The sequence below is a fragment of the Rathayibacter agropyri genome (assembly GCF_013249015.1).
GTDB lineage: Bacteria > Actinomycetota > Actinomycetes > Actinomycetales > Microbacteriaceae > Rathayibacter > Rathayibacter agropyri.
This window is the reverse complement of record NZ_JABRPL010000002.1, coordinates 198,515-213,468: the sequence shown is the minus strand read 5'-3', so window position 1 is coordinate 213,468 and position 14,954 is coordinate 198,515. Positions and strand designations below refer to the sequence as shown.

Sequence of the window (14,954 nt, the reverse complement as noted above, 5' to 3'; positions counted from 1 at the left end):
GCCCCTCCGAAGTGGAAAAGCCACGAATTTGATGGGGGAGCGCGCCTCCTTCCGGCCGTTGTGCGCCGGAGCGACGGTAAACTCGACTCTCGTGAACTCCTCGGAACCGGTCGACGTCGCCCTCATCGGTGGGGGCATCATGAGCGCCACTCTCGGCGCACTGATCACTCAGCTGCAGCCCGACTGGACGATCGCGGCATACGAGCGCCTCGGCGACGTGGCTCAGGAGTCGTCGAACCCCTGGAACAACGCGGGTACCGGGCACGCGGCCCTCTGCGAACTCAACTACATGCCCGAGGCGGCCGACGGTTCCGTCGACCCGGCCAAGGCGATCCAGATCAACGAGCAGTTCCAGATCTCGCGCCAGTTCTGGTCGAGCCTGGTCGAGTCGGGCGACATCCGCGAGCCGTCCAGTTTCATCACTCCCGCCCCACACATGACCTTCGTGCATGGCGAGGCGAACGTCGAGTATCTCCGCAAGCGCTATCAGGCGCTCAAGGACCAGCCGCTGTTCGCCGGCATAGAGTTCACCGAGAGCACCAAGACCATCCACGAGTGGGCGCCGCTGCTGATGGAGAAGCGTCCGGCCGGCGGCGGCCCCTACGCGGCGACCCGCATGCCAGCCGGCACCGACGTCGACTTCGGCTCGCTCACCCATCAGTTGTTTGACCACGTGGTCGCGCGCGGCGGCACTCTCGACACCGGCCACGAGGTGACCAGCATCGCGCGGCAGAAGGACGGCACCTGGCGTCTCGATCTCAAGCAGGCGGTTGGAGGCACCCCGAAGCGCGTTACAGCGCGCTTCGTCTTCGTCGGTGCCGGCGGAGGCGCGCTGCACCTCCTGCAGAAGTCCGGCATCCCCGAGATCAAGGGCTTTGGCGGCTTTCCGATCTCGGGTCAGTTCCTCCGGACCGACAATCCCGAGCTGGTCGCCCGGCACAGGGCGAAGGTGTACGGCAAGGCCGCGGTCGGCGCGCCTCCGATGTCGGTGCCACACCTCGACGCGCGCGTTGTCGACGGCGAGTCCTCCCTCCTCTTCGGCCCCTATGCCGGCTTCACCCCCAAGTTCCTCAAGCGCGGCTCGTGGCTCGACCTTCCGCTCTCCATCCGTCCGCACAACATCGGTCCGATGCTTGCCGTAGCTCGCGACAACCTCGACCTGATGAAGTACCTGATCGGCGAGGTCCTCGCCGGTCGTGGCAAGAAAATGAAGGCGCTACGCGAATTCCTGCCCACCGCCCGCGACGAGGACTGGTACCTCATTACGGCTGGCCAGCGCGTTCAGGTGATGAAGAAGGACGACAAGAAGGGCGGAGTGCTGCAGTTCGGTACCGAAGTCATTACCGGGGGAGAGGGCACGATCGCCGGTCTTCTTGGCGCCTCGCCCGGCGCCTCGACCGCGGTGCCCATCATGCTCGACATCGTGCAGAAGTGCTTTCCGGAGCGGATGAGCGCCTGGGAGCCCCGGATCCGCGCGCTCGTACCGAGCTACGGCTCGACGCTGAACGACGCGCCCGAGAAGGCGGAGCGGACGGTCACGGCGACCGCCGAGACGCTGGAACTTTCGGCTTCGGTTTAGCTCGAGCAGCGTCCCGATCCGCCAGCTGTTCGAACATATGTTCTAATAGCTGCATGAGATGGAACGGACAGTCGATTGGTGCGGCGGATGAGGCTGCGCTGCCCGGGCTCGTCAAGCTCACCGATCTCGTCCGGACGGTGCGCACCCCGGAGTTCGATGGCGTCACCTTCTATGAAGTGCTGGCGAAGTCAGCGCTCAACAAGGTGCACACGTCGTCACAGATGCCCTTCGGCTGGAGCATCAACCCGATGCGCGGCTGCACCCACGCCTGCACCTACTGCTTCGCCCGGCCCACCCACGAGTACCTCGAGTTCGACGGCGGTCGCGATTTCGACTCGCAGATCGTCGTGAAGGTCAACGTCGCAGAGGTCCTCACCCGCGAGTTGGCCCGCCCGAGCTGGGAGCGGCATCCCGTCGCCCTCGGCACGAACACCGACCCGTATCAGCGGGCCGAGGGCCGCTACCGGCTGATGCCGGGCATCATCGCCGCGTTGGCCGCCTCAGGCACGCCGATCTCGATCCTTACCAAGGGATCGCTGCTGCGGCGCGACCTGCCGCTGCTGCGCGAAGCGGCGGAGCACGTCCCGGTCGATCTCGGAGTCTCGATCGCGGTGTACGACGAGGAGTTGCAGCGCTCCGTCGAGCCGGGAGCGCCGAGCGCGGCGGCTCGCCTGGCGACGGTCACCGCGGCGCGCGAGGCGGGGTTCGACTGCTCGGTGTTTCTGATGCCGATCCTGCCGTTCCTCACCGATACCCGGGCGCATCTCGACGCGTCGCTGCGCGCCTGCCGCGAGGCCGGCGCGAGCACCATCATGTATTCGACCCTGTACCTCAAGCCCGGAGTGAAGGAGTGGTTCCTGCACTGGCTCTCGCAGGAGCACCCGGAGTTGCTCGACCGCTACCGTTCGCTCTACCCCGGCCGCGCCGCCTACGCGCCACTGGAGTACCGCCGCTGGCTGTCCGCGCGCATCCGACCTCTTCTGCGCGATCATCGGCTTGAGCGCGGCGAGGAGGACCCGGCCACCGGCTCAGTCCGCTCCTCCGCACTCGGCTCGCTGGGCACCTTGCGTACGCTCGGCGGCCAGCGGCGCACCCTTCAGCGCGACGGCCTGCTCGTGGGCGAGCTTGGCCCCGAGCGCGCCGCGATCCTGCCCGGTGTCGGCCGGCCGACGCTGTTTTGAGCCGGCCATCCATCGTGCCGCGGCTAGGATCGTCCGCATGGTCACCCGCTCCGGAGCGCCGTCTGGCGGCTCCTCGACTCGGAGTTCCGACGATGCAATCAGGTCGCGGGTGCGGCTCGGTCTCCTCGATGCTCACAAGGGCATCCTCGCCGAGAGGGGCGGCTGGATCGACGAACACGCCCCGGATTTCGAGCTCGCGGTCAGCGCCAGTAGCTGGCTGGAACTCATCACGAGCGAGGCCTTCCCCACCCAGGTTGTCATCATGAAGCTCGAGCTCAACGAGCCGATCTCTCTTGAGGCGCGCGTCCGCACCTGCCGCGCAGCGGGTGCCGCGGTCATCGTCCTCTCCTCGAGCGAGGACCGTGCGATCCAGCAGCGGGTTCTCCAGGCGGGCGCCGTGCGCCACTTCTGCGCGTCCCGGCCGACGCGCGTCCTGCTGGAGGAGACTCGGGCCGCCCTCGAGATGCGCTCGGCGGATGTCTCGGCGGCTCAGTGGCGGCCGCTTCCGTCGGGAGTCGCCGGGATCCGGCGGCCACGGCTGAGCGCCGGGGAACTCGAGGCGCTGAGGCTCTACGCGTCGGGATCGAGCACGCCCGAGGTGGCGGCGTCGATGAACGTGCGGTTCGAGACCGCGAAGACCTATCTGCGGCGAGTGCGCCGAAAGTACAGAGAGGTCGGTCGATCTGCGAGTCGGCGCATAGACCTCATCCGACGCGCCGGCGAGGACGGGTTTCTCGAGTGATCGCTGCCTCGAACCGGGGCCACCGCCGCACCCGCCCCAAGGAGACCTGATGGCGAAGCTCTACTTCCGTTACGGCGCAATGAACAGCGGGAAGAGTACGTCTCTCCTCCAGGCCGCGCACAACTATGAGGAGCGCGGTCACCAGGTGCTGCTCGCCAAGCCGGCGGTCGACACCAAGGGCGACGATCTGATCGTTTCGCGCCTCGGCGTGTCCCGTGCCGTGGACATCCTGTTCGAGCCCGGCGGCGATCCGGTTGCTGTCTTCGCCGCCGCTCGCGCTCAGGTGCTCGCCAGGACTGCGCGCGACGTCAGCGCTCTGCTCGTCGACGAGGCGCAGTTCCTGCCGGAGTCGCACGTCGATGACCTGCTCCGAATCGCCATCCTCGAGAACGTCCCGGTTCTCGCCTACGGCATCCGCACAGACTTCCGCACAGCGGCCTTCCCGGGCAGTCGGCGACTCCTCGAGATCGCGCACAGCCTCGAGGAGTTGAAGACCATCTGTCGTTGCGGGCGCAAAGCAATCTTCAACGGGCGCGTGATCGGCGGGCGCTTCGTCTTCGATGGCGATCAGCTCGCGATCGACGGAGCGGCGGTGACTTACGAGTCTCTGTGTGGCGCGTGTTACCTCCAGGAGAGTCGCGGACGGCTCCGCGGATGACCGCAGGAAGATCCGTTGGGACCTCGATACCCATTGGAAACGACGAAGTGGGTAGCCTGGCGACGTGACTTCACCGGAAACGGAACTCCGCCTTTCGGAGCAGCAGGAAAGGTCGGGAGAATCGATGACGGCGCAGGGAACCACGCCGAGACGCCGCCCGCCGTGGGAGCAGGACTACCGTCGACGTCTGCTGATCTCGGACGTGGTAGCAATCGTCGTTTCCGTGTTCGGCACTCAGCTCTATTGGTTCGACCTCGATCTCAACTCCGGCGTCGGTTTCACGAACCCCGCAGACATCGCGATTAGCTACACGTGGGTCTCGATCGTGCTCTCGCTGGGCTGGCTGGTCGCGCTACAGGTCTTCGACAGCCGCGACCGGCGCATCGTTGGCACGGGCTACGTCGAGTACCGCAGGGTCGTCGACTCGTCGATCTGGCTGTTCGGGATCGTGGCGATCATCGCCTACCTCCTTCAGATCTTGCTGGCGCGCGGGTACATCATTACGGCGTTCCCCGCCGGCATCATCCTGATTTGCGCAGGACGCTTGTTCTGGCGGTCATGGTTGACCCGCCAGCGCCGTTCCGGCCGTTTCTCCAGTCAGGTCGTGTTGCTGGGCTCCCGCGCGAGCGTGCTACACACGGCCCGCGAGCTGCGTCGAGGCACAGAGGCCGGCTACAAACTGGTCGGCGCCATCTCGACCTCGGTCGGCGGTGCGGAGGCGTTGCAGGACGAGGAAGAACTCTCCGGCCTCGCGGTCCACGGCTTCACCGGGGTGGACGGCGTCCGCAGGGTGATGGACGCGACCGAAGCGGACACCGTCGTGGTGACCAGCTCGGACGAGCTCGCACCACAGCGCATCCGCGAGCTCAGCTGGACCCTCGAGCCCGGGCGTGAGCACCTGGTCGTGGCTCCGAGCCTCACCGATATCGGCGGTCCGCGCATCCACACCCGCCCCGTGGCCGGCCTTCCGCTGATCCACGTTGAGACGCCGCGTTTCGACGGTCGACAGCGCTTCGCGAAGCGGCTGTTCGACATCCTCGCCTCGACGATGCTCATCATCGTCAGCGCGCCCGTTCTCGTGGCTGTCGCGGTTCTGGTCAGGGTGACCAGCAACGGTCCCGTCCTGTTCCGGCAGGAGCGGATCGGGCTCAACGGTGCGACCTTCGAAATGCTCAAGTTCCGCTCGATGGTCGTCGATGCCGAGGCGCGTCTTGCTGCTCTGGAGTCGCAGCAGCGGGCTGAGGGCAACTCGATCCTGTTCAAGATGGCAAGGGACCCGCGGGTCACGCGCGTCGGCGCGGTCCTTCGCCGCTTTAGCCTCGACGAGTTACCCCAATTCCTCAACGTCTTCCGCGGCGACATGTCGCTGATCGGCCCTCGCCCGCCGTTGGCGCGCGAAGTCGAGCAGTATGAGGAGCACGTGCACCGCCGCTTCCTGATGAAGCCGGGCATCACCGGGCTCTGGCAGGTCAGCGGACGCTCAAACCTGTCTTGGGAGGACACCGTACGCTTGGACCTTTACTACGTGGAGAACTGGTCGATGACCGGCGATATTGTCATTCTTTTCAAGACGGCGCGCGCTGTGCTCGCGCGGGACGGGGCGTACTGATCGCCGGCGTGAGGGCGGCAGCGCCCAAAATCATGTCGGTGTCGGTACTCGAGACGCCGTTTCGCGTCACCTTCGGCCAGGGTGTCACCGCTGACGACGCAGCCAGGATCGCCAGCAGCTGGTCGTCCTGCGCGGCTGAGTCCGACAGCGCGGCTCGCGATGTCCTCGCCGAGGTCGCTGCGATCGCCTCTCCAACGGACGGCGAAACGGTGCAGGTCTCGACCACCACCCTCGCCCAACTCGAGGAGACGCTCACCTCGACCCTCACAGTGGAGGCGATCGGCGCGCGCCGACACGAGCTGTTGATGTTGCACGCGTGCGGGGTCGCCGACGAATCCGGTCGCGTGCTGGCGTTCGTCGCCGCCTCCGGTACCGGCAAGACGACGATTGCCCGCGCGCTCGGCGCCCGCTTTGGCTACGTCACGGACGAGACCGTGGCAGTGACTCCCGAGGGCCGCGTGCTGGCCTATCCGAAGCCGCTCTCGGTGAAGCCGCTCACCGGCTCAGCTCCCAAGGCTCAGCTGGCGCCCGACGCGCTCGGTCTCCGACCGGTGCCCAACGCGCACCTCACGCTCGCCGGGGTGATCCTGCTTGAGCGCCGCGACTGCTTGGAGGCGCCGCGTCTCGAGCACGTCGACCCGGTCGACGCGATCGAGGACCTCGTGCCCCAGACCTCCTACCTGTCGGCGCGGCCCCGCCCGATCACCGATCTCGTTCGCACTCTGACCGCGCTCGGCGGGGTCCGGCGCCTCATCTACTCAGAGGCCGGGAGCGTCGTCCGACTGGTGGAGGAGACGTTCGCCAAACTCGGCGCCGTAGCCCCGCCAGTGTGGAACGAGGTGGTCCCGGTGTCGCTCGAAGCAGTCGGTGACGCGCCTCCCGGAGCCATTCTCCGGACCCCCGCTGACGACGCGGTCCTGCTCCCCGACGGGCAGCTCCTGCTCTTCTGCGTCGACACCCTTGTGCGCTTGTCGGGCATCGGCCCCGTGATCTGGCGTCTCGCCGAGCGGGGACCGGGGTTGGACGACTTGGTCACCGCGGTGCTGGCCGAGGTGGGGGAACCGCCTGCAGGGATCGACGCCAGGAAAGCGATCGAGGTGGCTCTCAGCGAACTCGAGGACCTCGGGGTGGTCGCGAGAACACTTCCGCATCCGCCTACCCCCGACGGGTGGCACGCATGATGCGCCTGGCGTTGGTGGCACGGAGGCGCTGTGCCACAATTCGACAGCACCCGTCGCCGGTTTGCGCCGCGTGATCTCGAAGAGCGAAGGAACTTGACTCAGTGGAACTACGAGACGTCGTCCGGCTCCTTCGCGACCACTGGCTTCCGATCGTCGCGGCGATCCTCCTCGGTACCCTCGTCGCATTCGGTTGGGCGTCCCTGCAGTCCAAGAAGTTCGTCGCCGACTCGCAGGGTCTCGTGTCGGTAGCCACTGGAGGTAGCTCCGATCCCAGCCAGGCGATCTACACGCAGCAGATCGCTCAGGGTGTCGCTAAGTCGAGCCTGGCCACTTACGTGCCGATTGCCACATCGCGCGACGTAGCTCAAATTGTCATTGACAACCTCGGGCTCAGCATCTCGCCAGCTGCGCTGAGTTCGGCCATCCAGGTCGAGCCGGACACGCTCGCTCCCGTCCTCAAGGTCAGCGCCACGGCCTCGACGCCCGAGGGCGCGCAGAAGCTTGCGGACGCCTGGGTTGGCGCGATCGCAACGAAGGTAAAGCAGGTCAACCAGGAGACGGGCGTAGGCGACAGCGTCACTCTTACCGTCCTTCAGACGGCCGCACTGCCCACCTCGCCGGCATTCCCGAATACCCGGCTTTTTCTCACGATCGGTGCGCTCGCAGGGCTCATCATCGGGCTCGTCTACGCGTTCGTCCGCAACACGCTCGACCGGCGCATCCGTACCGCTGAGATGGTCGAGCGACTGTTCGATCTCCCCGTCGTGGGTACCCTGCCCATCGACAAGCGGCTGAGCGAGACCAACCGCATCGTCCCCGAGGCCGACACGACCGATTACGTAGCGGCCGACGGCAAGCATGCGCTGGCAGAGTCGCTCCGCGAGCTGCGAACGAACCTCCAGTTCATGAATATCGACAGCCCGCCGCGGATCATCGTCGTGACGAGCCCGCTGCCCTCCGATGGCAAATCGACCGTGACGGCCAACCTCGCAGTGACACTCGCCGCATCCGGACAGCGCACCGTCGTCGTCGATGGCGATCTGCGAAAGCCCACGGTAGCCAAGTCGTTCGGCCTCGTCCCCGGCGTTGGCCTCACAGACCTGTTGATCGGCAAGGCCGAGCTCCAGGACGTGCTCCAGCCCTGGGGTCCGTCTGGCAACCTCTGGATCCTTGGCGCAGGATCCCTCCCGCCCAACCCGTCCGAACTCCTCGGGTCCAACGGGATGGACATTCTGCTTCACGAGATCGCCAGGGAAGCGATCGTCATCGTGGACGCGCCGCCGTTGCTGCCCGTCACTGACGGCGCGATCCTGACAGCGCGAACCGACGGCGCGCTCGTCGTCATTTCGGCGGGTAAAACCACGACCGACGAACTAGGCAAGGCAATCCAGAACCTTGAGCGTGTGAGCGGCCACACGCTCGGTGTCATCCTCAACCGCGTCCCGCCGCGCGGGCAGGTCGGCCGCGGCTACGGGTACTACTACACCAGCTACTACGGCTCCACTCGCTCGGGCGCCCGCCCGGACGCGACCGCCGAGCCCGCCCCGACGTCCGTGTGAGCAGCACACGATGACCTTTCCGGGAGACGATCCGTCCCGGCGCGCCCGTCGAGGTTGGCGGCCGGATGAATCAGCGGCCGGCTCCGTCGCGCCGGTGTTCACTGTGCTGTCGGTGTGCACCGGGAACATTTGCCGATCGCCGATGGCAGAGCAGCTCCTGCGTGCCTCGCTCGCCGATGTGACATCTGCCGCGGGTACACCCCTGTTCGCCTTCACGAGCGCCGGAGTGGCGACTCGCGACGGCTACCCGATGGATCCGGTCTCGGCGCGGTTCTCAGCGCAGCACGGTGGTGATCCATCGACCCACTCGAGCGCCGTGCTGAGTGACGCTCTCGTCGGCGAGGCCGACCTGATGCTCACGATGACGCGCGATCACCTGATCGATGCATCGCGTCGTTTCCCGTCGTTGCTGCTCCGCGGCTTCACGCTGCTCGAGTTCGCCCGGGTCCTGCCATTCGTTCTCCGCGAAGTGCCGCTTCCGACTCTCGAGGATCCGGCAGCGCGGCTGCGTGCCGCGGTGCGTCTCGCTGCCGCTCATCGCGGCCGGGCACCACGGAGCGAGACCGGTGATGACGTCGATGATCCGATCGGCCGCAGCGAGGCCACGCACGAGCGCGTCGCCGCGCAGATCGCCGCCGCGGTCGCCGACGTCTCCCGTGATCTGAGAGCATTGGCGCGGCGATAGTCGCGCGGTGATGCGCGTCGGCCGGTCGCCGCATCGCCTGCTCCTCCTCACCGTCGCGACCGCGACACGAACCTGCCACGATTCGGAGACCCCCTGTGAAGCTTTCTGTCATTGGCTGCGGCTACCTCGGTGCCGTCCATGCTGCCGCGATGGCCGAACTCGGCCACGACGTCATCGGTATCGACGTGGACCAAAAGAAGATCGATGCCCTCTCCGCCGGCATTGCTCCGTTCTTCGAGCCCGGCCTGCCCGAACTGCTGGCGTCCGGCGTCGCCTCAGGCCGCCTGCGCTTCTCGACGGACACGGCGGATGCCGTCGGTGCCGCCGTGCACTTCATCGCCGTCGGCACCCCGCAGAAGCCCGGTGAGAACGCGGCCGACATGACCTACGTCGACGCCGCGATCGACGGACTGCTTCCCTACCTTCAAGCGGGCTCTCTTATTGTCGGCAAGTCGACCGTTCCGGTCGGCACCGCGACGCGCCTCGCCGAGCGGATTGCCCCGTCCGGTGCAACGCTCGCGTGGAACCCTGAGTTCCTGCGCGAGGGCTTCGCCGTCCAGGACACGATCAGCCCCGACCGCCTCGTGTACGGCGTTCCGGAGGGCGAGGCCGGACAGAGGGCGAAGGCGACCCTCGACGAGGTTTACGCGACTGCGCTGGCCGCCGACACGCCCCTCGTCGTGACCGACTACGCCACCGCCGAGCTGGTCAAGGTCTCGGCCAATGCGTTCCTCGCGACCAAGATCTCGTTCATTAATGCGATCGCTGAGATCGCCGAGGTGACCGGCGCGGACGTCACGCAGCTCGCCGATGCCATCGGCTACGACGTGCGCATCGGACGCCGCTTCCTCAACGCGGGCATCGGCTTCGGTGGGGGGTGCCTACCGAAGGACATTCGCGCCTTCTCAGCCCGTGCCGATGAGCTGGGCGTCGGCGAGTCGGTCGCGTTCCTCAAGGAGGTCGACAAGATCAATCTGCGCCGCCGTCAGCGCGTCGTCGACCTGGTCGCGGAGGGACTTGGCGGCTCGGTCGAGGGCCGCCGTATCGCCGTTCTCGGCCTCGCCTTCAAGCCCGAGTCGGATGACATCCGCGATTCGCCGTCCCTCGACGTCGCTGCCCGCTTCCACGAGCTCGGCGCCATCGTTGTCGCGACCGATCCCGAGGCAATCGAGAACTCGCGGCGCCGCTACCCCGACATTGCCTATACGACCGACGTGGACGAGGCGCTCGAGGGCGCAGACGCAGTCGTGGTCGTGACCGAATGGAAGCACTTCCGCGACCTCGATCCGGTCGCCGTCGGCGCGCGGGTCGGCAACCGATTCATCGTCGATGGACGCAATTGCCTCGACCCCGCCGCGTGGCGTGCGGCCGGCTGGGAGTACCGCGGCCTCGGCCGCTGAGAAAATCAGTCCAACCGCCGGTGAGCCTGAGCGATCTACTGTCGGATCAGCGCCCGCCGGCCGGCTGATCCGCGACGACGCCGGAGGTGCCGCGGAGGGGAATGTGCGCGAAGGCGTCGTTCCACTCCGCAGCCCTCCGTCGTTGGCGAGCCAGGAGAAGCTCGCGCAGCAGACCCCCGACGAGGGCACCGAGGGCGGCGCCGCCGGTGTTCGCTGCTACGTCCTCAAGGGTCGCGAAGCGGGCGGAGAGGAAGAGGAGCTGCCCGAGTTCGATGAGGCAGCTCGTGAGCGCTCCCACCGCGATGGCGACCCACGCGAACCCCGGTCGCAGATGCAGAGCCAGGAGCAGCCCCAGGGGGATGAAGAGGACCACGTTCGCTCCTGCCTCAATCAGGGCGTAGTCGATGACGGGTAGCCCGTGACGGGCGAACCACGCGGTCATCCGGCCGAGGTCGCCGCGGACGGCGGTGTCGACCGGGGACGGCCAGAACGCGATAAGCGCGAGGGTGACGATGTAAGGCGCACCCAGCGCGAATGTGAGGCGGGTCAGTGACCGGGCCACGGTGCTCCTCTCAGGCGCGACGGACGGGGGACGACCGCGGTGGAACTTAAGTGTCGCCCGCGTCGGCTGGGACCGGATGGGAATTCGCGGGTAAGAGCATCCGAAGGCGCAATTTTCTGATGAGTAGCGTTCCTGCCCGAAAGGTTCTCGAACAACGTGGCCCTCGGAATCGACGTGGCCGTCGACAACGACGAAGCCCGGCCGGATCGTTGATCCTGGCCGGGCTTCTCACCGGTCGGGGTAGCGGGATTCGAACCCACGACCTCCTCGTCCCGAACGAGGCGCGCTACCAAGCTGCGCCACACCCCGGTGTACTCATGACAGATAACCGTGCACGAGCCTCAGCAATAGTAGCCGATTTCAGGGACTGTGTCTGACGACCCTCGTCAGACCGAGGGCGTCAGCGTCACCAGGGTCACCTCGGGCCGGCAGGCGAAACGCACGGGAGCGAAGATCGAGGTGCCGACTCCCGCCGAGACGTTGAGGTAGGAGCGGCGCAGCCCGGTGTCCCAGGTCGTCGAGCCGGCCACCTTGTCACGGGGGATGTCGCAGTTGGTGACGAGCGCTCCGAAGCCGGGGACGCGGACCTGTCCGCCGTGTGTGTGTCCGGCGAGGACCACGTCCGCCCCGCGGGCGACGAAATCATCGAGAATTCGCTGGTAGGGCGCGTGGGCGACGCCGATACTGACATCCGCCGCTCCGTCCGCCGCCGCCCGCAGGTCATCGACGGCACCGGCGACCAGGTCGATCCGATCCAGCCCGACGTGCGGGTCGTCGACGCCGAAGAACTCGATGCGGCTGCCCTTGACCGTGACGCTCTCGGCACGATTGTTCAGATCGCCCCAGCCCAGCCCGCCGGTGAAGAAGCCCAGGAGGCCCTCGACGTCGAGATCGGGCTCGCGGGACTCCGGAAGGACCGAGGGACTGCGGAAGTAGCGCAACGGATTCTTCACTCGGGGGCGGAAGTAGTCGTTGGAACCGTTGACGAAGGCGCCGGGGATGCCCGCGAAGGGCTCGAGTGCGCGGCGGATACCGAGGATGCCGTCACGGTGCCCCAGGTTGTCGCCCGTGTCGATCACGATGTCCGGCGCGAGAGCAAGCAGCGAGCGGATCCAGTCCTGCTTCTTCGTCTGCCAGGGCGCCATGTGCAGGTCGGACACGTGCAGGATGCGTACGGGCTCGGCGCCCGCAGGCAGGACGGGGAAGGTGGTCCGACGGACGGTGAAGAGCGTCCGCTCCACACCGATGCCCCACGCCGCGGCTGCGGTTCCGACCGCGGCGACCGTCGCGAGGGCGATGGTGAGGGGGCGTCTGCTGCGTCCAGTCATGGATCCTTCTCTCGCGCGACGGCCGTGAACACGACCGCGTTCATTCTGCCGGACGCTTGTGCCAGACCGTGTCCGGTCAGTCTTCCGGCGGAGGGTTGCCTCGTCCGGCGCTGAGTTGCAGCGTGATCTGAGCACCCTTCGCGGCCCGCGAGCCGGCGGGAGGGTTCGTCTGCGCGACTGAACCGGCTGGCCGGTCGGAAGGGATCGGACTGCCGTCGATCCTGACCGTAAATCCGGCCGACCGCAGACGAGCGGTGGCCGCGTCGGGACTCTGCCCCGTCACCTGCGGCACCGCCTCCTGCGGCGCCTCGGTGAGTGAGCGCGACGGGGTCGGGAACGCGGACCCGCCGTACTTCGCGTCGGCAACCCGCATGATCCGCGGCCAGATCTGATGGCGCACCTGACCCGCATTCACGCCGTCGAGCGTAAAGCTACGCATCGAGGTGAAGCCGCTGACGTTGCCCACCCAGGTCGCCGTCGCGACCTCGGTGCTGGCGCCGACCATCCAGGTGTGCAGCGCATCGTCGGTGGTGCCTGTCTTGCCCATGTGGGGGATGCCGTTCTTCGGATCCGAGGGCGCGCCGGTACCGCCGGTCACGACCTGCTGGAGGGCGTAGCCGGCCGTCGCGGCGACCTCCTCGGACAGTCCTTGAGTGCACTCGGAGGCGGGTGGGGCGATGTCGGCGCCCGAGCGGTCGACGATGCGGTCGATCGCGATCGGCGTGCAGACCGTGCCCGTGTTCGCGAAGCCGGCGAACGCGGTCGCCATCGTCAGCGGTGCGATCTCGTTCGTGCCGAGGATGGTCGGAGCGATCCGCTGCAATTCAGTGCCGTCGGCGCGGTGCACGCCCATCGCCAGTGCAGTGTTGCGGATGCCGCAGAGATCGAGCTGCTGTGCCATCGCAGCGAAGGAGGTGTTGATGGAGCCGGTGGTCGCCCGGAGTGCCGTGGTGACGCCTCCGTTGCCGCCCTCGTCGTTGCCCGGGTTCCACGGCTCTGCGCCGGTGTAGACGCCGTCGGCCTCGCAACTGTCGCGAAATGTCGTATACGCACGCCGCGTGCCGTCGACGCTCTCGCCCAGAGCGCGCCCTTCCTGCAACCACTCCGCCAAGGTGAACACCTTGTAGGTCGAGCCGACCTGGAAGCCGGACGAGCCGCCGTAGCCGAAGTCGGTGTTGTAGTTGACGCTCGTGACATGTGCGCCCGTCACGGACGGGTCGTTCGAGTAGTCCTTGTTTTGCGTCATCGCGAGGACGCGGCCTGTGCCGACCTCGACCGAGACGCTGGCGCTGCCGATGTTGACGTTCGCCATCGACTTCGGCACCCAGTCGTTCGTGGCAGAGACGGCCGCCTGCTGGAGCTCGGAGTCGAGGGTCGTGTAAATCTGGTATCCGCCACGCTTGAAGGTGGCGTCGCGTTCGTCCTGGCTCGCGCCGAATGCGTCGTCGTTCTTGATCACCCAGGTGACGTAGTCGCAAAAGAAGGCGGCGGCCCCGGCGGTGTGGCAGCCGGTACTGGGCTCGGTGATCGCGGGGATGACGGGCTCTGCAGCGGCCGCCTGCGCCTGCTCGGGGGTCACCTTCGACTCGAGGTCCATCCGGCCGAGGATGTAGTTGCGCCGGTCCAGGGTCTGCGGGTAGCCGTCGGACGCGGGGTTTGCCGGGTCGTCGGGATGGTCGAAGCGGAACTTCTCGGGATTGTTGACGATCGCGACGAGCGCCGCCGACTGAGCGAGCGAGAGGTCCTTCGCGCTGATGCCGAAGTAGTAGCGGGCGGCCGCCTCGATGCCGTACACCGTGCCGCCGAAGAGGGCGATATTGAGGTAGCCGAGCAGGATGTCATTCTTCGGGTACTCCTTCTCGAGGCCGATCGCGAGGCGCATCTCGGCGATCTTGCGCTCCGGAGTGGTCTCGGTCGCTTCGCGGTAGGCCGCGTTGCGCTCGATCGGATCGCTCAGTGCCTCTGCCTTCTGTACGAGCACGTTCTTGACGTACTGCTGCGTGATGGAGGAGCCGCCCTGTACCTCCCCGCCCATCGCCGTGGTCGCCGCGGCGCGCACGGTGCCGAGCAGGTCGATCCCGCCGTGCTCGTAGAAGCGCGGGTCCTCGGAGGCGACCACGGCGTCCTTCACGAACGGCGAGATCTCCTCCCAGCCGACCTCGACGCGGTTCTGCGCATAGAAGGAGGCGAGCAGCACGTCGCCGCCGGAGGAGTCCTTGGCGTAGACGTTGCTCTTCTCGGCGAGCGTGCCGATCTCGAGGTACTCGGGGAGATTGTCGAACATCTCGACCGCGTTGCCGGCCGCCATGCCGCTCAGCGCGATGGCGGGCGTTACCGAGGCGGCCACCAGGACCCCCGCGACGACGCTCATGGCGACGATGCCGATGAGGCCGCCGACGGCGCCTCCGATGGTCCTCACGACTCTGGTCCCGTCCCGCCCCGACATAGAATCAGCGTAGTCGCCGCGCTC

Annotated in this window: 12 protein-coding genes and 1 tRNA gene; 9 read left to right on the top strand and 4 right to left on the bottom strand. The window is 67.3% G+C overall.

Annotated elements, in window-relative coordinates:
* Window positions 1-31 precede the first annotated feature (31 nt).
* From HRF29_RS06575 to HRF29_RS06535, 9 genes are all read left to right on the top strand, one after another.
* Window positions 32-1,579: a malate:quinone oxidoreductase gene (locus HRF29_RS06575; RefSeq protein ID WP_173246571.1), complete on the top strand. Its 1,548-nt coding sequence runs from the start codon at window positions 32-34 to the stop codon at window positions 1,577-1,579.
* 53 nt (window positions 1,580-1,632) lie between these two features.
* Window positions 1,633-2,760, top strand: a complete 1,128-nt coding sequence (locus tag HRF29_RS06570) for an Rv2578c family radical SAM protein (RefSeq protein WP_173246568.1) — start codon at window positions 1,633-1,635, stop codon at window positions 2,758-2,760.
* A 37-nt stretch (window positions 2,761-2,797) separates the two neighbouring features.
* Window positions 2,798-3,502, top strand: coding sequence for a response regulator transcription factor (locus tag HRF29_RS06565; RefSeq protein ID WP_187698296.1), 705 nt, complete (start codon window positions 2,798-2,800; stop codon window positions 3,500-3,502).
* Between the two features lie 49 nt (window positions 3,503-3,551).
* On the top strand, window positions 3,552-4,160 hold the full coding sequence (locus tag HRF29_RS06560; RefSeq protein WP_173246566.1) for a thymidine kinase: 609 nt from the start codon (window positions 3,552-3,554) through the stop codon (window positions 4,158-4,160).
* A gap of 64 nt (window positions 4,161-4,224) precedes the next feature.
* On the top strand, window positions 4,225-5,769 hold the full coding sequence (locus tag HRF29_RS06555; protein WP_343043674.1) for a sugar transferase: 1,545 nt from the start codon (window positions 4,225-4,227) through the stop codon (window positions 5,767-5,769).
* A 38-nt stretch (window positions 5,770-5,807) separates the two neighbouring features.
* Entirely contained in the window at window positions 5,808-6,950 is a 1,143-nt protein-coding gene (locus tag HRF29_RS06550) for an ATP-binding protein (protein WP_173246563.1), read from the top strand.
* A 101-nt stretch (window positions 6,951-7,051) separates the two neighbouring features.
* On the top strand, window positions 7,052-8,509 hold the full coding sequence (locus tag HRF29_RS15295) for a polysaccharide biosynthesis tyrosine autokinase (protein WP_173246560.1): 1,458 nt from the start codon (window positions 7,052-7,054) through the stop codon (window positions 8,507-8,509).
* A gap of 10 nt (window positions 8,510-8,519) precedes the next feature.
* A complete protein-coding gene (locus HRF29_RS06540) occupies window positions 8,520-9,194 on the top strand; it encodes an arsenate reductase/protein-tyrosine-phosphatase family protein (RefSeq protein WP_281357280.1) in 675 nt (224 codons plus the stop codon).
* 95 nt (window positions 9,195-9,289) lie between these two features.
* Window positions 9,290-10,594 (top strand): nucleotide sugar dehydrogenase, encoded by a 1,305-nt coding sequence (locus HRF29_RS06535; RefSeq protein ID WP_173246554.1) that lies wholly within the window; start codon window positions 9,290-9,292, stop codon window positions 10,592-10,594.
* Between the two features lie 46 nt (window positions 10,595-10,640).
* Here HRF29_RS06535 and HRF29_RS06530 read toward each other — a convergent pair whose 3' ends face one another.
* The 4 genes from HRF29_RS06530 to HRF29_RS06515 form a co-directional block, all read right to left on the bottom strand.
* Window positions 10,641-11,156 (bottom strand): VanZ family protein, encoded by a 516-nt coding sequence (locus tag HRF29_RS06530; RefSeq protein WP_173246550.1) that lies wholly within the window; start codon window positions 11,154-11,156, stop codon window positions 10,641-10,643.
* A 235-nt stretch (window positions 11,157-11,391) separates the two neighbouring features.
* Window positions 11,392-11,465: transfer RNA gene (locus tag HRF29_RS06525), tRNA-Pro, on the bottom strand.
* A gap of 77 nt (window positions 11,466-11,542) precedes the next feature.
* Window positions 11,543-12,484 carry a metallophosphoesterase gene (locus tag HRF29_RS06520; protein WP_173246547.1) on the bottom strand — a complete coding sequence of 314 codons (942 nt, stop codon included), beginning with the start codon at window positions 12,482-12,484 and terminating at the stop codon, window positions 11,543-11,545.
* A 76-nt stretch (window positions 12,485-12,560) separates the two neighbouring features.
* Entirely contained in the window at window positions 12,561-14,930 is a 2,370-nt protein-coding gene (locus HRF29_RS06515; RefSeq protein WP_222929609.1) for a penicillin-binding protein, read from the bottom strand.
* Window positions 14,931-14,954: the final 24 nt, after the last annotated feature.